We start from the raw sequence: 18,227 nt of genomic DNA on the forward strand, positions 1-18,227 counted from the left end.
TTAGTGATTAGAGATTAGTTAATTAGAGATTAGTAACACAAGCTGATCAACATATTTAACTACTCTCTAATCTCTGATTAACTAATCACTACCCGATGCGCAACCTGCTGATTTTCATTAGAAAGTACAACGCATTCTTTTTGTTCCTGATCTTCGAGATCAGTGCGCTTATTATTTACGTTAAATATAATTCGTTTCAAAAGGCCACCTTTTTAAATTCGGCCAACCAGGTAACAGGCAACCTGTATGCCCGGAGCGACGAATTGAAAAGCTATATGACCCTGCGCGAAGTAAACGACCGCCTTGCGGCCGAGAATGCCACGTTGCGCAACCAGTTAAAGTCATCGTTCTTTGTTGATACCCTGAACAAACACAAAGTTGTAGATAGTATTTATAAACAGCAGTACGAATACATTACGGCTAAAGTGATCAATAACTCTATCAACAAACGGAATAACTACATTACCATTAACAGGGGAAGCAGTGATGGTATAGCTAAAAACATGGGGGTGATATCTCCCGATGGCGTTGTTGGTATCGTCGTCTTCGTCTCAGATCATTTAGCGGTTATCCAGTCGGTTTTGCACAAGGATACCAAGGTGAGCGCTATGCTTGCCGATAATAAGGCAAATGGCACACTGAAATGGGGTGATGACCTTGACCCGCATTCGGCGCAGTTTGTAGATGTTAGTAATAACGTAAAACCGCATTTAGGCGAGCTTGTGGTTACCTCAGGGTATTCACTGTTTCCGGAAGGGGTAGCTATAGGTAAAATAACCAGTTTGCATACCAAGGGTGGAGGCTTTTTCCTGAATATGGAAATAGCCCTGGCTGTTGATTTTGCCAAACTGCAATATGTTTATGTAGTAAATAATAAATTTCAGGCCGAGCAGGCCGATCTGGAATCGAAGGAAAAGAAAGATGAGCAGAACAATCCTAATTAACCTGGTCAGGTTCATCGTGCTGATATTTGTGCAGGTATTCCTGCTCAAAAATGTTACGCTTTACGGCTTATCTATACCGTACCTGTATATCCTGTTTATATTGTTGCTGCCGTTCGAAACGCCTAACGTTTTGCTCTTCGCGCTATCGTTTTTAATGGGCTTAATTATAGATGCTTTTTACGATACACCCGGCCTGCATGCCGCGGCATGCGTGTTACTTGCTTTTGTAAGGGTGCTGTTTATTAGCATTACCGTTCAAAAAGACGGCTTTGATAACGACCCCGAACCAACGCTTAGTATTATGGGCTTTCGCTGGTTTTTTACCTACGCTTCTGTACTTACCTTATTCCATCACTTCTTCCTCTTCAACCTGGAAGTTTTTCGCCTGTCCGAAATACAATATACCTTTTCGCGTTTTGTTTTAAGTTCAGTTTTTACCGTATTTTTAATGCTGGTTACAGGCCTTTTATTTTTCAGGAGAAAAGAACGTAAATGAATAGTTTTTTCGCGCGGCGCTACGTTATTACAGCAATTTTTGTCACCGTTGCCCTCATTTTGCTGGGGAGGCTTTTCTATATCCAGATCATTGATGACCGCTATATGCTGTTTGCCAAAAACAACGTGGTGCGTCCCGTTATCGTGTTCCCTGCCCGTGGCCCTATATTAGATCGTAATAAAAAAGTGCTGGTAGAGAACCAGCCGGTGTACGATATTATGGTTACCCCCAAGCAGGTAAAACCATTTGATACGCTGGAGTTTTGCAAGCTGATCGGTATTGATATCGATGGTTTCCATAAGCGCATGGATAAGGCCATTAAAATGTCGGGATACAGTCGCCAATCCATATTCGAAGGGCAACTGTCTGCAGGTTTATATGCTTCGCTACAGGAACGCATGTACGAGTTTCCGGGTTTTGATATTCAATTGCGTTCGGTACGTAGTTACCCCGATTCCATTGCCGCGCAATTTTTAGGATATATTGGCGAGGTGAACGAAGCCCGCATAAAAAGGTCGGGTGGGTATTATCACCAGGGCGATTATGTTGGTATCAGCGGGGTAGAAAGCGCGTATGAGAATGAACTGCGCGGCACCCGCGGTGTGCAGAACCTGATGGTTGATAATAAAGGGGTATCTAAAGGGCACTTTGCCAATGGCGCATACGATACGGCTGCTGTTGCCGGCGAACGCCTGATATCATCCTTAGACAGCCGCATCCAAAAACTGGGCGAACGCCTGATGGCTAACAAGGTAGGCAGTATAGTGGCTATCGAACCATCTACGGGCGAGATATTGTGCTTTGTAAGCAGCCCCACCTACAATCCAAACTTGCTGGTAGGCCGACAGCGGTCCGAGCATTATACAGTACTGCACGATGACCCATATTCGCCATTTCTTATTCGCCCTATTCAGGCGCGTTATCCGCCGGGATCGTCTTTTAAACCGCTAAGCGCGCTGATAGCCATGCAGGAAGGAGTGATCTCGCCACAAACTACCTACAATTGCCCGGGCTATTATATGGCAGGGAACCTAAAGGTAAAATGTTTCCGTGGCGAAGTTCATGGTACGGTTGACCTGAGCAAAGCCATCGCCGAATCGTGTAACGGATACTTTGATATGGTATTTGAAAAACTGATCAATATCGGGGGGGCTAAAAAAACAGAAGAATCATACAATATTTGGCGCGATAAAGTGGCCAAATTTGGTTTGGGCGGTAAACTTGATATCGATTTGCCGAGCGAAAACCCGGGCTATCTGCCAAAATCTACTTTGTATGATAAGTGGTACAAAAAGGGCTATTGGCGCTCAAGCACCATTATTTCGTTAGCTATCGGGCAAGGTGAGTTAGATGCTACCCCCTTGCAGTTGGCTAACATCGAAGCTACAATTGCTAACCGTGGCTTTTTTTATAAGCCTCATTTAATAAAAGGTATTGGCGATAAGCAGATCGTTAAAGACGAATACACCGTAAAAAATTACGTGGGTGTAGATTCTGCATATTTTAAACCGGTTATTGCCGGTATGCAAAGCGTAGTGGAACAAGGTACCGCGGCAGGGGCAAGGATCCCGGGCATCGTGATGTGCGGCAAGACAGGCACAGCGCAAAAAAAGCACGGTACCGATAACTCGGTATTTGTGGCTTTTGCCCCGCGCGATAATCCTAAGATCGCTATCGCGGTGGTGGTTGAAGATGGGGGCCAGGGTGCCGCTTACGCCGCGCCGATAGCCAGTTTTATTGTCGAAAAATATCTGCGCGATAGCATCAGCAGCCGCCCGTCCGGGGCTACGCCCGAGTACTTTTTTAATAAGAGTGTTTTGCCGGTTATTGCGGGTAAAAGTCCGGCAGGCAAAAAGCCATCAACCGATAGTTTGAAAAAAGCCGCGGCAGATTCGGCGAAGAAGGCAAAGCAGGGAACGGTAGCGGCCGCAAATAAAAAGCAGGCACTTTTAAAGCAAACAGCAATGCTGTATAAACGCAGGGAAAATGAATAATCAACGCAGCTTTTTCTTTAATGTAGATTGGGTGACGGTGTTCCTTTACCTGGCGCTGTGCACTATTGGCTTGTTCAACATCCGCGCGGCAGTGTATAAGCCCGAGCATGCCGGTTTTCTCGATCTGTCGACCCAATACGGTAAGCAATTTATTTTTATTGCGGTGGCTATTGTAGTAGCCATAGTGATATTGCTGCTGGAAAGCCGTTTTTTAAGCGCATTGGCCCCTACGTTTTATGTAATAACCGTATTGCTGTTATGCGCGGTAATGTTACCTGGTTTAGGGCATCGGGTAGGTGGTAACCAGGCATGGATCTCCCTGGGGGGCGATTTCAGGCTCCAACCGTCCGAGTTTGCCAAGTATAGTACGTGCCTGCTTTTGGCGCGATACCTGAGCGGTACCAATATTAAAGTTACCGAGATCAAATCGTTCCTGATAGCGGGTGGTATTATCCTGTTACCCATGCTGCTGATAAAAATGCAGCCCGATGACGGATCAACGCTGGTATTCTGCTCGCTGATATTTGTATTATACCGCGAGGGCCTTTCACCTTGGTTCCTGATCGTGTTGGGGATCATTATTGCCCTGTTCATCTTATCGTTGGTAATAACCAACCAATGGTACCTGATAGGTACCCTGTTAACGCTGGGGCTGATACTGATCTATATTAACCGGCGCGACAGGAAAACGACAGTAGGCTTGCTGGTGGGTACCATTCTGTGCACATCCTTTGTATTCGCTATTCGCCCCTTGTACGATCATGGTTTAAAAGAGCACCAGCGCGAACGTATAGACGTAGTGCTTGGCCGCTCGAAGGACACAAAAAAGGTAGGCTATAACCAAAACCAATCTAAAATAGCTATAGGTTCGGGCCGCATGTGGGGCAAGGGGTATCTGCAGGGCACACAAACCAAGTACTCGTTTGTGCCCGAACAAAGCACCGATTTTATTTTTTGCACCATTGGCGAAGAGTGGGGCTTTGCCGGGTCTATCGTAGTGGTGGGTTTATATGTAGGCCTGCTCTTGCGTATTATCGCTTTGGCCGAAAGGCAGCGATCGCCATTCTCACGTATTTACGCGTATGGTGTGGCCTCGGTCATCTTTTTCCACTTCTTCATCAATATCGCCATGACCGTGGGTTTTATGCCCGTTATCGGTATCCCGCTGCCGCTGATCAGTTACGGTGGTTCATCGCTATTGAGTTTCACCATCCTGCTGTTCACGCTTGTTAAGCTTGATTCTAATAGAATGGGGATCGTTTAGGCAAGTACATTTTGTCATTTCGAACCCTTGGAGAACGGGGAAATTGTTGTGAAAAGGGCGAGAAATCTTATACGGGCAGCCGGTCGCACGTATAAGATTTCTCTTTCGCCCCAACGCCAATTCCCTCGCTTCGCTCTATCGAAATGACAAACGGTAAGTTGGGTAAGTCCACGAGTTAATGCCGTATATCCAAATACGCCGCCGATGTATCCCCCGCTGCATGCACTATAATAGCCGAGCAGCGCTGCTCGGCGTTCATCTCAAAAGTGATGCCTTTCTTTACATCGCTATACATGGCAATGCCTTGTGCTATTTCTTTAACCGCGCCGGGATATTCCTTCATCAAACTATCCAGCGGGAAACCAACGTGCACCCATTTTGAAGTTTTGTATTTGGGCGATGTAACGCGGATCAGTTTTATGTGGCTTACGTTCTCATCCTTGCCGCCAAAATTACGGTGCGCATAAACCGTGATAGTATCATTGTCATTTAACCAGGTTAGACTTTGTGCGCCCATAGCGGCATCCTGTTTAGTGGGCTTGCCCAGCGCTTTAATTACGCTGTCGGCCGCCTCATTTATTTTGATATAACCGATACCCGAACCAGGAACGATCAGCATTTCGGGCTTCACCGGTTCATCAGCCTTAATTTCCGATGGGCGCGTTTCCTGCACCGTTGTGTTGCTTTGTTGCGGCTGCCCGCAAGCCATGCAACAGCAAATAAGTATTAGTCCAAACCCATATTTAATCATAATTTTAAACCGCTGGTTTTCAAAATAACTAAACCGGCATTATTTTGTTTTTATTGCATGCTTAGTATAGGTCAGCAGGTTATTGCCCAATGGTACCGGGAAAAGAACTGGGAGCAGTTCCCCTTTCAAAAGGAAATGGAGGAGGCTTATCTTTCAGGCTTCTCGGGTTTGCTGAACGCGCCTACAGGTAGTGGTAAAACATTCGCGCTGTTCCTGCCTTTTTTGGCCGATTATATTAACCGTTATCCAGATACTTACCTAACCCGCCGTAACAACGGCCTGCTGATGTTATGGATAACCCCTTTGCGGGCGCTTACCAACGATATCCGCAAGGCCATGCAGCAAGCCTGCGATGAAATTGGCCTGCCCTGGCAGATCATGACCCGCACCGGCGATACCTCGGCCGCGCAAAAGGCCGCCCTTAAAACCAAGCTACCCGAAGTGCTGCTCACCACCCCCGAAAGCCTGCACCTGATGCTGGCCCAAAAGGAATACCCCAAACTGTTCCACAGCCTGGAGGTAATGGTGTGCGATGAGTGGCATGAATTGTTGGGTACGAAGCGGGGCGTGCAGGTGGAGTTGGGGTTATCAAAGTTAAAAGCATTGCGCCCAGACCCCTCCCCGGCCCTCCCCGAGGGGGAGGGCCGGGGAGGGGTGAGGAGTTTGAAAATCTGGGGCATCTCCGCCACCATCGGCAACCTTGAGCAAGCCGCCGAAGTATTGTTGGGCAACAACTTCCCGGCCGATAAGATCAGGATGGTGCGGGCGCATGTGGATAAAAAGCTGGTGATCAAATCGGTTATCCCGGATGATATTGAAAGCTATTCGTGGACGGGGCATATCGGGATAAAGCTGCTGCCACAGGTGATGGAAATAGTAGCCAAAAGCAAGACCACACTGATATTTTGCAATACCCGCTCACAGTCGGAGATCTGGTATCATGCCATCCTGGATAATTACCCCGAGTATGCCGGCATTATGGCCATGCACCATGGTTCGCTGGATAACGAATTGCGGCTTTGGGTAGAGCAAGCCCTGCATGCCGAAGCGTTGAAGGTAGTGGTCTGTACATCAAGTCTTGATTTGGGGGTGGATTTTCGTCCGGTGGATACGATTGTGCAGGTGGGCAGTCCTAAGGGCGTAGCACGCTTTATGCAGCGCGCCGGGCGAAGCGGTCACCGGCCGGGCGATACCTCGCTGGCTTATTTTGTGCCGACACATTCATTGGAACTATTGGAAGGCGCCGCGCTGAAGCAAGCCATAAAGCAGGGCATTTTCGAAAGCCGGGACCCAATTTTACTGGCTATGGATGTGCTGATCCAATACATGGTTACACTGGCTGTATCGGATGGCTTCCGTGCCGAAGAATTGTATGCCGAAGTAAAATCGACCTTTGCTTATGCCGACCTGCGCCGCGAGGAGTTTGGTAAGCTGTTGGAATTCATCACCAACGGCGGCAAAACGCTTGCCGCTTACGATGAATTTTTAAAGGTAGAGGTAGAGAATGGCCTGTACAAAGTGAACAGCCGCCGGGTGGCCATGCGCCACCGGCTGAGTATAGGCACCATCACCAGCGAATTAAGTTTGCGGGTTAGCTGGCTAAGCGGCGGGAGTTTGGGCACGATAGAGGAGGGCTTTATATCCAAACTGAAACCCGGCAACGTATTCTGGTTTGCCGGCCGCAGCCTGGAATTTGTGAAGGTGAAGGAGATGACGGCCTATGTGAAAAAATCAAACGCGAAGAAGGGGATCATTCCAAGCTGGGCCGGAGGCAGGATGCCTTTATCATCGCAATTATCCGCTGTATTTAGAGATAAGCTGGATGAAGTGGCTCATGGTGTAGAAAAAGATGAGGAAGTAAAAGCGTTGCGGCCTTTGTTTGAGTTACAGAAGAACTTATCGCACCTGCCCGAAAGCCACGAGTTTTTGATAGAGTCGTTTTATACGCAAGATGGGCATCACCTGATATTTTACCCTTTCGAGGGTCGGTTGGTGCACGAGGGGATGGCATCGCTGCTGGCTTATCGTATTGCTAAACTAAAAAGCGCCAGCTATTCCATCGCCATGAATGATTACGGCTTTGAATTGTTAACCGATGAGGATATCCCCATCGAAGCCGCGCTGGAAACCGACGACTTGTTTAGCATTGAAAACCTGCTGGAGGATATTCAGCACAGCCTTAATGCTAACGAAATGGCCCGGCGCAGGTTTAGAGATATCGCGCACATAGGCGGGCTGGTGTTTACCGGTTACCCCGGCCAAACGGTAAAGAACAAGCACCTACAGGCATCAACATCATTATTGTTCGAAGTATTTAGCGAATATGAGCCGGATAACCTGCTGGTACGCCAGGCATATAACGAGGCCCTGGCCTTTCAATTAGAAGAATTCAGGTTGCGGGCCGCCCTGCAGCGCATCAATAAGCAAAGCATCATCCTGAAACAAATAGAGCGGCCCACGCCATTCGCGTTCCCGATAATGGTGGATAGCCTGAGCCGTGAAAAGCTAACCACCGAAACACTGGAAGAACGGGTAGCCAAAATGGCCCGGCAATATGGCGCCGAGGGCGTTAAGGCCAAAGAAAAAGAGGGAGGCGATAAAAAGTTTTCGGCAAGGGTGGCGCGGAAGCGGGGCTTTTAAGCTGATAATTAAGGATACGTATGATTAAAATATTCGTTATTTTTAATCGCAAAAATCTGTAATGAAAAAGTATCCGGCCATATTTATAGCTTTATTTATGCTGATGATAGGTGTTGTAAATGCGCAAACCAAAGCACCAAAAGCATCACGCCCTACCCAGGCAATGGATAATGGCGCTATCGATGGGATACTAACCGCCATGAAAAACCAGCGTGGCGATGAAGCTAAATTAGAAGTGCTGCAACGTTTTATGAAGAATAACGTGGACGGTATGATGGTAGATCAGCAATTGCGCTTGCTTAACCAGTTTGCCACCGATGATGCTAAATTGGAGTGTGCTAAATTTGCCTATCCGCGCACGGTTGATCCGCAAAATTATAGCAAGATACAATACAATATAGGTAACCCCGCCATACAAAAAACATTGGCCAATTTTGTGAAGAAGCAGGGCAAATAGCATTAAGCTAAATCAATACTAAACCAATTAACAATATGAAAAAGATATTAATGTTACTAACGCTTGCGGTAATGATAATTGCCGTAAGTGCCCTTACACCCGCAGGTTACGCCCTGTGCCAGGATGGCAAAATTGTTCACCCCAAAACAGCTATGGCAGCGGCCGACCTGACCACTCTGTTAAACAACATTCGCGGCAAGGCCAATGATGCCGAAAAGCTAACCGTTTTAAAGGATGGCCTTAAAGATAAAGGTGTTACTGTAGACCAGGTGATCACCCTGTTAAACCAGTTTAATGAGGATGCCAAGCTGGAAGGGGCTATCTATGCCTTTCAGTTCACCACCGATTATAAAAAGTACGATAAGGTGCAGGACCTTTTCGGCAAGGAAGAGAACAAGCACCGCTTGCAGGATTATGTAGATAAGCATAGGAGATAGGATATCGTATCAGACGAAAAAAACGGAGAACGGTTTCGTTTTTCGTTAAAGTTACAGGCCAAATCAGTAGGCATGTATGTTAACACCAATTTTGTTTAAAATTGATTTGTTGCTGATTATCAGATATTTATGACAATGTAACATGTATTAGGTTGATTTTTAAATTAATCAATTGATTATCAGTTTGTTAACTTATAAAAATGTCCGAATTATGTTACATTGTGTTACATTTTGTTAACCCTAAGCCTGATTTTGACGGAGGGGTTGAAGCTTAAGAATAAGCCATAGGGTAAAGGGCAATTGAGATATAAATATGGAAATAACCTGGAACGATTTTGAAAAGGTAGAGTTACGCGCGGGGACTGTGCTGGAAGTACTGGATTTCCCGGAAGCACGCAAGCCGGCCTATAAATTAAGGGTTGATTTTGGCGAATACGGCATCCGCTGGTCAAGCGCTCAGATCACTAAGCATTATACCAAAGAGGAATTGGTGGGGCGGCAGATCGTCGGCGTAACCAATTTCCCTAAAAAGCAGATCGCTAATTTTATGTCGGAATTTTTGGTGACCGGCTTTGCCGACGAAAATGGCGATATCGTTTTAACAGCCATTGAAAAGCCGGTGCCCAATGGCAGTAAACTGATATAGTATGCATTGGATAGAATGGTTCATCGGTCCCCAATTAATTGGCGTGGTATTTCTGCTGGCAGGCTTTATTCAAAAAAAGTATCCGCCTAAAAAGATCAACAACTATTACGGCTACCGCATGCCATCGGCTATGAAAAACCAGGAAACCTGGGACGAAGCCAACCGTTTTTCTACCGCTTATATGATAAAGGCAGGTATGGTGTTAATAGTTACGGGTTTTTTGGTCACCTTGCTGCTTTACTGTATCCCAATGCCGCAAAAATTTAAGGCGGTCACGCTATTTTTAGTAATTTTGGCCGCCGGGATGGGGAGCGCTATCAGCATGATCATGGCTACGGAAAAGCATCTCAGCAAAACTTTTGACGATAGAAAATACCAATGAGATATGTGAGTTTTGACGGTGAGGATACCATATCGCCCGATGATTTTTTTATGGCCGAGGCCCTGCGCGAAGCGAGGTTAGCATTAGCTGAAGACGAAATACCAATAGGTGCAGTTGTAGTTTGCCAGGGCAAGATCATTGGCCGGGGCCATAATCTTACCGAGCGGCTGAACGATGTATCGGCCCATGCCGAAATGCAGGCGCTTACCGCAGCAACCAATTATATCGGCGGTAAATACCTGAAAGATTGCACGCTGTATGTAACCATGGAACCCTGCGTGATGTGTGCCGGCGCCAGCTACTGGTTCCAGGTGGGCAAAATAGTTTTCGGGGCCTATGATACCAAGCTGGGATTTGGACGGCTAAATCAAAAGATCACCCATCCTAAAACTATCATCACCGGCGGCATCCGCGAAAATGAATGCGGCGAACTGGTGCGCAATTTTTTTAAAAAGAAGCGCGAGCGGAAAGGCTAACCATCAACCGGCCAAACGTTAACTTTTGTTAAATCTGCCCCGGTAATTTGTACAGGCGCATTATAGTAATATTTTTGTTGTTTGAACAATTATTGCAGCGTTAGGCCGTTTTGCTATTTTATTATTGGGGAACTTTATTTTTAATTTTAAACAGCATATTATCTTAGCGCCATATATACCCCAAATGAAATTACGCCACCTGTTATTCTTCGGTCTGCTCTATATATTTTTGCCCGCCATTAGTTTCGCGCAAAACCTTTTTTCAGAGAAAATTGGCATTTGCAGCGATGTTAAATATTGTATGGATTGCGGCGCGCCCAAAGCAACGGTAGATCCCTTTGTGCTGAACGATATTTGCGACCGCATGAACCTGCGTTATAATTTTAAGGGTGGTTACGGTAGCATTACCTTCCAGGTGTTGGTTGATTCTATCGGCAACAGCTGCGTGTTGAGCCATACCGATGTTTCGCACAACCAGCTATCGCGCGAGTTGATGGTAAGCCTGAATACCTGTATCTGGCGCCCGGCCAGGGTTGATGGTAAAAAGGTAAACGCATCGGTAAATGTAATGTTTACCATTGCCGATGGACGCATCCGTGGCGAGATGGTCAGGCTTGATCTTACCGAACTAAAGCCTGCAGATAACCCTGTGGTTTATAACAAGCAATACCAATATCAAAACCCCTTGTTAAGCAGCTATAATTTCACCGCGCTGACCAAATACAACTCCCCGCTCCCCGATAACGTTAGCCAGGCCAGTATAGTTGATAAAACCGATACGCTATGGTATGCCACCACCGCCGGACTGGTGAAATTTGACGGAAACGGCTTCTTCCCGGTAAATGGCACCAACTCGCCGTTTGCCGCCGCGCCCGATGTATCGGCCATAGCGGTTGATAAGGATAACTATAAATGGATCTACGCCAACGCCAACGTTTACATGTATAACAACACCGGCGCAGGCTGGCAGATATTTAATCCGGAGCAATTTAAAATCGGTAAGCCCTACAGTATTATCACCACAGCAACCGGCGAGGTGTTTATGCCTAACAGCAAGGGTCTGCTGATATTACGTAACGGCAAGTTCAGGCTGATCGATAACCAGGTGATATGGCAAATGCCATCAAATAATGTTTATTATGCCTATTATGATAAACGCGGCCGCCTGTGGATAGGTACATCAAAAGGCAGCGTAATGATAGACCGCGACCAAAAGGTTACCTCGTTTAACAAAACCAACACGCCCCTGGCCAATACCTGTATTACCAACGTAACCGAGGATGACAAGGGTAACCTGTACTTTTCGCTGCTGGCATGCGAAAACCCGGGCAACGATAACGACGAAGAAGGCCTGGCCATTATGACTGCCGATGGCAAATGGTCGCATTATAACGATAAAAACTCGGGCATGCCGGCTAATCACGTAAACGCCCTGCTGTTTGATAAGCTGGAGCGTGTGCTATGGCTGGCCGTTGATAAAGCCGGCCTGGTGCGCTTTGATTTAAAGGGCGGCTGGGAGAATTATCACAACGGTAACTCACCGGTACCGGGGCCAAACGTTACCAGTTTGGCGCAGGATAATAAAGGGTTGATCTACGTGGCAACAACTAATGGCTTGTTGATGATGATGAAAAAAGGAGCGGGGCAGTAAGCTTCGCGAATGTGCAAATGTGAGGATATGCAGATGTGCGAATGGAGAAATTCTCTTTAAAGAAAAACGCCCGGTCGCCGGGCGTTTTTTATTTGTATCAATCATTTGCACATCTGCATATACGCACATCTGCACATCCATTACGGCAGTTCCGCCACTTCCGGTGTCATTTTCTCGCCGATCTGCTGGCGCCACATGGCGTAGTACAGTCCTTTTTGTTGGATCAGGTCGGTATGTTTGCCCGATTCGATGATATGGCCTTTTTCAAGCACGTAAATATTATCGGCATGCATAATGGTCGATAAACGGTGGGCGATCAGGATGGTGATATGATCCGTTTGATCGCTTACATCTTTAATAGTTTCGGTGATTTCTTCCTCGGTGATGGAATCCAACGACGAAGTAGCTTCGTCAAACACCAAAATATCCGGACGGCGCAGCAAGGCGCGGGCTATCGATAAACGCTGTTTCTCGCCGCCTGAAACTTTTACACCACCCTCGCCTATCATGGTATCCAAACCCTTATCGGCACGGGCCAGCAGGCTTTGACAGGCCGCACGGTGCAACACGTTCATACACTCCTCATCCGTTGCTTCAGGGCGCACAAACAGCAGGTTCTCGCGGATAGTGCCCGAGAATAATTGCGTATCCTGTGTTACAAAGCCGATCTTTTCGCGCAATTGGTCAAGGTCTATCTCGCTGCTTTGAACTTTATTATAGCTAATATCGCCTTCCAGCGGCTGGTATAAACCTACCAAAAGCTTCACCAGTGTGGTTTTACCCGAACCCGATGGCCCGACAAAGGCGATGGTTTCGCCGCTGTTCACCTGGAAATTAATATGGTTAAGCGCGTTGCGGTTGGCTGTGAGGTGCTTAAAGCTTACATTGTTAAAGGTAAGTGTCTTCACCTGTTCGATAAGTACTGGTTTAGCCGGCTTTTTATCGATAGGTGTATTCAGTATCGCCTCGAAGTTACCTAACGATACCTGCGCCTCACGCCAGGACTGGATCACGTTGCCCAACTCCTGTAAGGGGTTAAACAAAAAGAAGGAATAAAAAAGGAATTTAAAATAATTGCCCGGCGTAAGCGATCCTTTAAAGATCAGGATCAATAACACCAGCACCATACAACTACGTACAAAGTTTACCGTTGTGCCCTGAATGAAGCTCATACTGCGCACATACTTTACCTTTTTTAGTTCCAGGTTCAGTATCTTATAAGTGGTTTTGTTCAAACGCTCAATTTCCTGTTTCACCAGGCCCAGGCTTTTGATCAATTCAATATTCCGTAAAGATTCGGTAGTGGAACCCGCCAGCGACGTTGTTTCGGCTACAATAGTGCGCTGAATGTTTTTAATACGCTTACTTAGCGCCGAACTTACAAAGCCAATAACCGGCAAAGCGGCAAAGTAAACCAGCGTAACCTTGTAATTAACACTTATAGAATAAAAAATAACAAACAGCATCCCCACCAGACTGATAAACAGGGTATTAATAAAGGAGGTGATGAATTTTTCGCTATCTGTACGCACTTTTTGCAGGATGCCCAAAGTCTCGCCGCTACGCTGGTCTTCAAAAACCTGGTAGGGTAATTCAAGCGAGTGTTTTAAACCATCGGCGTACATTTTAGCGCCGGTTTTTTGGATAATGATATTGGTAAAATAATCCTGAAAATTTTTAGCGATGCGCGATACCATGGCCGCCCCAATGGCCAGTCCTATCCATTTCAGCGCGCCGTGCAGGCGATAATCATAGCTCAGGTTTTTACCGTTCTTCGGTATCATGTAGTTATCTACAATGTTACCGGTGATCATAGGGTCTAACAGGGAGAAACCAATGTTAAAGGCTGCCAGCACTAAAGCCAGGGCAACCAGCCAACGGTGTTCTTTTAAATAGGATAAAAGCAACTTCATAGTTCAAAAATAAAAAAGGGGATCGCATAAAATGCTCATCCCCTTTAATTTGACATTTCGCTGTGCGAAACTATACCGTCATGATATCTTTTTCTTTAGCGGCAATCAGTTGGTCTACTTTAGTAATATAAGCATCAACCAGTTTTTGCACTTCGGCTTCGCCGGTTTTCATTTCGTCTTCTGATACGCCTTCTGCTTTTAGCTTACGGATCTTATCGTTAATATCCTTACGGATGTTGCGTACGGTAACTTTACCGTTCTCGCCTTCCGATTTGGCTTTTTTCACCAGGTCGCGGCGGCGCTCTTCGGTAAGCGGGGGTACGTTGATGCGGATGATCACGCCATCGTTTTGCGGGTTAACGCCCAGGTTGGCCTCCATTATCGCTTTTTCGATAGGGCCCAGCAGGCTTTTTTCCCATGGCTGTATCACAATGGTTTTGGCATCAGGAGTATTTACACTACCTACCTGGCTTAAAGGGGTTGGCGAACCGTAGTAGTCAACTACAATGCCGTCGAGCATGGCAGGGTTGGCTTTGCCGGCACGTATTTTACCTAATTCGTTATCGCAGTGGTCAACAGCCTTCTCCATCAGGCTTTTTGCATCAGTTAACTGTTTTTTAATGAGTTCGCTCATGGTGAGATAGTTTTTGCAAAAATAGAAAAAAAGCGGAAAGCGGAAAGACTAAACCAGAAAGCTTTTTGCGTTATAACAATGTTGGTTGCTTTGTGCTTTGAACTTTAAGCTTAACGCCTAAAACTGCATAAACGTATAAACCACCTCGTGCTGATAACGCAGGTATTGGTTGGTAATATGGTGAATAATCTTAACCATGGTGTTGTTGCGATGTAAGCTTATCAACCGCGTAGCCTTTGGCTTTGCAACGGGTTACAATTTCATCGTACAATTTTTTGTCGATAAATGGCTTGCGGCTCATGATGAACAGGAACTTATGCTCGGGGTGGCCAACAACCACGTACTGGTAATCGTCGTCCAGTTCTATCACCCAATAATCAACTTTAAAGGGCCAAAGAAACTGTGCCTTCATTTCACCGTCACCGTCCTTTTCAGGAAATAGTTTTGAGGTGTAGATTTTATCGTCGTCGCCCTTTTTGCAGGCGGTAAATACATTATAATAACCATCTTTATTGAGGGTGTAGGTTGTGGTGGTTTCTCTACTGCCCTTATCATATATGGTAGGTATCGAATAAAGCGAATACCACTTCCCGGCAAAGCGGCTCAGGTCTACCTTATCTACTGGCTTATTGACCGGCGCGGCCAAAGCTGTATAAAAAAATATAAGCAGGGTGCATATCGCTTTCATATCATTATAAACGAGATAGATGGGTGGGTGGATTTGTGTACGGGTAATTTAACCACAAAGGCCACAAAGATTTTTCACAAAGAATACAAAGATTTGATATCGGCTGGTTAACAATTGTTTTTAAGAAAGATATAAAAATTTATTAAGAAGCGTGATAAGCATCTTAGTGTTCTTTGTGGATAGGCATATATACATTTCTTTGTGTTCTTTGTGGTTAAATCTGTATACTGCATAAAAGTCAGGAAAATACCGTTTGGTATATGACTAAAAGTCATAAAAGTTTAAATTAGTTATCCACACGTAATTAATTTGTCACATTGTCAGTTAGGGTATTGTGGCAAGCTATTTGAATACTATATATTTGTTGAACTTAAAAATTAAATATCATGGCTTTAGAAATTACTGACGCAAACTTTGAGGAGCTTGTGCTTAAATCTGATAAACCCGTATTGGTTGACTTTTGGGCAGAATGGTGTGGCCCTTGTAGAATGGTTGGCCCGGTAGTGGAAGAAATTGCAAAAGAATATGACGGCAAAGCTGTTGTTGGCAAAGTAAACGTTGACAATAATCCCGGCATTTCAATGAAATTCGGTATCCGTAACATCCCTGCTTTACTGTTCTTTAAAAACGGGGAAATTGTTGACAAGCAAATTGGTGCCGTACCAAAATCTGTATTAGCCGATAAACTGGTTAAGCAATTATAATATATATTCGTAATAAGTTTTTAAAGTAGAAAAGGATCGCCCGAATGTTCAGGCGGTCCTTTTTTGTTTATGGGGCAGATTACAGGAGTAATAATTATGTTGTTTTTTAACTAAGATCAAAAAGGGTATAAAAGGTTAGCGGATCTCTCTCAGCCAATCGGTACAAGGTTTGCATTAGAAAGAGGTATATGAAGGACCTAAACATAATGATGATCGACGATAATCCGATAGATCATCTCATCGTACAGCGGATATGTGAAAAAGAAAGCCTGTTTGGGCGTATAAAACACTATTATCATCCCGCCGAACCGCTGGAATTACTTAAAACTATTGGGAATAATATTGCCCAATTGCCGGATATTATTCTACTGGACCTGCATATCCCTATTATCAGCGGCTGGGAAATGCTGGATCATTTTGCGGATATCCAGCGTATAGCCGGCAAACGCATAGATGTCCATGTCCTTTCAGATTCGCTGGACCACGCAGACCGGATCCGCAGCCAAAGCTATTCTTTTGTCCGCAACTTTTTTGTTAAGCCTTTAACAAGTTTAGCATTGCGGGAAATGCATCAGTATTATGCACAGTTTGCGGTTCTGCCTGTATAGTATCGGTATCAGGGGAATGAGTAAATATAACAGCTTTGACTGTTTAAGCATTTCTGTTTTGTTGGGGGATATTTTGTAAATTGCTGAATCAATTGTTAAAACCAACTATAAACATGTCGCAACCAGTTCATCCAGATTATATTAAAGCATCTAATCTTATTTTAATAACCTTAGTGTTATCTGTTATAAGTTCGTTTTTTACGCCTAACATTGGTATTGTTACGCCGCTAATGAAAATAGGCGTGGTGATTTTATCAATAATCATCAATGGGTTGATCGCTTATTTTATCCGCAGAGGGAGCGAAACTGTTAAGTACATACTTTTAATATTGTTGCTGTTTGGATTAGCCAGCATACCCATGATGATCAGTTTGTTTAAAACCAGGCCTGTGTCATCCATTATTAGCCTGGTATTAATGGCCATACAGGTTTGGGTAATAGTGATCCTGTTTAAGATACCCAAACACAACATTAGTTACAAGCCAGAAAGAGGTCCCGATGCCGTGTAATTTGCAATTATAAATGCCGCGAATTTTTAACCAGCCGATCAAGGATGAAAAAAACACTAATACCCCTGTTGCTTTGTGCCTGCGCTATTAATACAATCGCCCAAAAGAAAATAATAGTATCGCCCGATGGCAGCGGTAACTACAAAACCGTGCAGGAGGCATTTAACGCTGTGCCGCTTAACAATAAAAAGCCGGTAATTATTTTTGTAAAAAACGGCACTTACCGCGAAAAGCTGCATCTGGACAGCACTAAAAATTTTGTGGAGTTGATAGGTGAATCGCGGTTTAATACCACACTGATCTATGACGATCATACCGGTAAGACCGCGCCTGATGGTAAGGTGATCAGTACGCCCACATCTTACAGTTTTTTAATTAAAGCCGATAATTTTAAGGCGCACGATATCACCTTTACTAACGATGCCGGCTTTACCGCAGGACAAGCCGTTGCGGTAGAATGCCAGGGGGATAAGGCTGTATTCTATAATTGCCGCTTCACGGGTAACCAGGATATCCTGTTTCTGAACAGCGCCAAAAGCCGCCAGTACTATAAGGATTGCTATATTGAGGGGACTACCGATTTTATCTTCGGCGCGGCTACGGCCTGGTTCGAGAATTGCCATATCCACAGCAAAAAAAACTCGCACGTTACCGCGGCCTCAACCCCGCAGGATCATCTTTATGGCTTTGTATTTAACGATTGTACCTTAACCGGCGATAGCACCCTGCACATGGTATCCTTAGGCCGGCCATGGCGGCCTTATGCCTGGGTGGTTTACATGCATTGCTATATCGGCCAGCAAATAAAAGCCGAGGGCTGGAGCAACTGGAATCAAACAGAAAGCTATAAGACCGCACGATATGCCGAGTTTGAAAATTACGGCCCGGGCGCCTCAGCTAAAGGGCGGGTTAACTGGGCCCGGCAATTAACCGCAACAGATGCTGCTAAAATTACGCTGGCCAATGTTTTCCCAGGCTGGGATCCCTTAGCCGAACTCCGTTAATTGAATATGGTACTTTACACATTGCTATC

The 18,227-nt window shown here is 45.4% G+C and carries 19 protein-coding genes; 15 read left to right on the top strand and 4 right to left on the bottom strand.

Annotated features, from left to right (window positions below; translation table 11 throughout):
• Nucleotides 1-95 precede the first annotated feature (95 nt).
• Genes mreC through rodA form a run of 4 tightly spaced genes read left to right on the top strand, consistent with a single transcriptional unit; the run spans nt 96 to nt 4,698 of the window.
• Entirely contained in the window at nt 96-944 is an 849-nt protein-coding gene (mreC, locus tag HQ865_RS01780; RefSeq protein WP_173413239.1) for a rod shape-determining protein MreC, read from the top strand.
• Nucleotides 922-1,440, top strand: a complete 519-nt coding sequence (locus HQ865_RS01785; RefSeq protein WP_173413240.1) for a rod shape-determining protein MreD — start codon at nt 922-924, stop codon at nt 1,438-1,440. The genes mreC and HQ865_RS01785 overlap by 23 nt, the downstream gene beginning before the upstream one ends.
• On the top strand, nt 1,437-3,434 hold the full coding sequence (gene mrdA / locus HQ865_RS01790) for a penicillin-binding protein 2 (RefSeq protein ID WP_173413241.1): 1,998 nt from the start codon (nt 1,437-1,439) through the stop codon (nt 3,432-3,434). Before HQ865_RS01785 ends, mrdA begins: the two co-directional genes overlap by 4 nt.
• Nucleotides 3,427-4,698: a rod shape-determining protein RodA gene (gene rodA / locus HQ865_RS01795; protein WP_173413242.1), complete on the top strand. Its 1,272-nt coding sequence runs from the start codon at nt 3,427-3,429 to the stop codon at nt 4,696-4,698. The genes mrdA and rodA overlap by 8 nt, the downstream gene beginning before the upstream one ends.
• A gap of 175 nt (nt 4,699-4,873) precedes the next feature.
• Here rodA and HQ865_RS01800 read toward each other — a convergent pair whose 3' ends face one another.
• Nucleotides 4,874-5,407, bottom strand: coding sequence for a hypothetical protein (locus tag HQ865_RS01800; protein WP_173413243.1), 534 nt, complete (start codon nt 5,405-5,407; stop codon nt 4,874-4,876).
• Between the two features lie 99 nt (nt 5,408-5,506).
• Between HQ865_RS01800 and HQ865_RS01805 the strand changes: the two genes are divergently transcribed.
• From HQ865_RS01805 to HQ865_RS01835, 7 genes are all read left to right on the top strand, one after another.
• Nucleotides 5,507-8,089: a ligase-associated DNA damage response DEXH box helicase gene (locus tag HQ865_RS01805; protein ID WP_173413244.1), complete on the top strand. Its 2,583-nt coding sequence runs from the start codon at nt 5,507-5,509 to the stop codon at nt 8,087-8,089.
• Between the two features lie 61 nt (nt 8,090-8,150).
• Entirely contained in the window at nt 8,151-8,546 is a 396-nt protein-coding gene (locus tag HQ865_RS01810; protein WP_173413245.1) for a DUF4476 domain-containing protein, read from the top strand.
• Nucleotides 8,547-8,581: 35 nt separating this feature from the next.
• The gene (locus HQ865_RS01815) at nt 8,582-8,983 is read left to right on the top strand and encodes a DUF4476 domain-containing protein (RefSeq protein WP_173413246.1); all 402 of its coding nucleotides are present in this window, start codon (nt 8,582-8,584) and stop codon (nt 8,981-8,983) included.
• 313 nt (nt 8,984-9,296) lie between these two features.
• Complete coding sequence (locus HQ865_RS01820) at nt 9,297-9,629, top strand: tRNA-binding protein (protein WP_173413247.1); 333 nt, start codon at nt 9,297-9,299, stop codon at nt 9,627-9,629.
• A gap of 1 nt (nt 9,630) precedes the next feature.
• A complete protein-coding gene (locus HQ865_RS01825; RefSeq protein ID WP_173413248.1) occupies nt 9,631-10,011 on the top strand; it encodes an SdpI family protein in 381 nt (126 codons plus the stop codon).
• The gene (locus tag HQ865_RS01830; RefSeq protein ID WP_173413249.1) at nt 10,008-10,487 is read left to right on the top strand and encodes a nucleoside deaminase; all 480 of its coding nucleotides are present in this window, start codon (nt 10,008-10,010) and stop codon (nt 10,485-10,487) included. Before HQ865_RS01825 ends, HQ865_RS01830 begins: the two co-directional genes overlap by 4 nt.
• A gap of 184 nt (nt 10,488-10,671) precedes the next feature.
• On the top strand, nt 10,672-12,138 hold the full coding sequence (locus HQ865_RS01835) for a ligand-binding sensor domain-containing protein (protein WP_173413250.1): 1,467 nt from the start codon (nt 10,672-10,674) through the stop codon (nt 12,136-12,138).
• A 140-nt stretch (nt 12,139-12,278) separates the two neighbouring features.
• On the opposite strand, the gene HQ865_RS01840 is transcribed toward HQ865_RS01835, so the two are convergent.
• From HQ865_RS01840 to HQ865_RS01850, 3 genes are all read right to left on the bottom strand, one after another.
• Nucleotides 12,279-14,051 (bottom strand): ABC transporter ATP-binding protein, encoded by a 1,773-nt coding sequence (locus HQ865_RS01840; protein WP_173413251.1) that lies wholly within the window; start codon nt 14,049-14,051, stop codon nt 12,279-12,281.
• Between the two features lie 70 nt (nt 14,052-14,121).
• Entirely contained in the window at nt 14,122-14,685 is a 564-nt protein-coding gene (gene frr, locus HQ865_RS01845; protein ID WP_173413252.1) for a ribosome recycling factor, read from the bottom strand.
• A 190-nt stretch (nt 14,686-14,875) separates the two neighbouring features.
• Nucleotides 14,876-15,373, bottom strand: a complete 498-nt coding sequence (locus HQ865_RS01850) for a lipocalin family protein (RefSeq protein ID WP_173413253.1) — start codon at nt 15,371-15,373, stop codon at nt 14,876-14,878.
• Nucleotides 15,374-15,759: 386 nt separating this feature from the next.
• Here HQ865_RS01850 and trxA point away from each other — a divergent pair, with 386 nt between their 5' ends.
• The 4 genes from trxA (at nt 15,760) to HQ865_RS01870 (ending at nt 18,198) form a co-directional block, all read left to right on the top strand.
• Nucleotides 15,760-16,077, top strand: a complete 318-nt coding sequence (trxA, locus tag HQ865_RS01855; protein WP_173413254.1) for a thioredoxin — start codon at nt 15,760-15,762, stop codon at nt 16,075-16,077.
• 188 nt (nt 16,078-16,265) lie between these two features.
• Nucleotides 16,266-16,685, top strand: a complete 420-nt coding sequence (locus HQ865_RS01860) for a response regulator (RefSeq protein ID WP_173413255.1) — start codon at nt 16,266-16,268, stop codon at nt 16,683-16,685.
• A 113-nt stretch (nt 16,686-16,798) separates the two neighbouring features.
• Complete coding sequence (locus tag HQ865_RS01865) at nt 16,799-17,194, top strand: hypothetical protein (protein ID WP_173413256.1); 396 nt, start codon at nt 16,799-16,801, stop codon at nt 17,192-17,194.
• Nucleotides 17,195-17,238: 44 nt separating this feature from the next.
• Complete coding sequence (locus HQ865_RS01870; RefSeq protein WP_173413257.1) at nt 17,239-18,198, top strand: pectinesterase family protein; 960 nt, start codon at nt 17,239-17,241, stop codon at nt 18,196-18,198.
• Nucleotides 18,199-18,227 lie beyond the last annotated feature (29 nt).

The sequence above is a fragment of the Mucilaginibacter mali genome (assembly GCF_013283875.1).
GTDB lineage: Bacteria > Bacteroidota > Bacteroidia > Sphingobacteriales > Sphingobacteriaceae > Mucilaginibacter > Mucilaginibacter mali.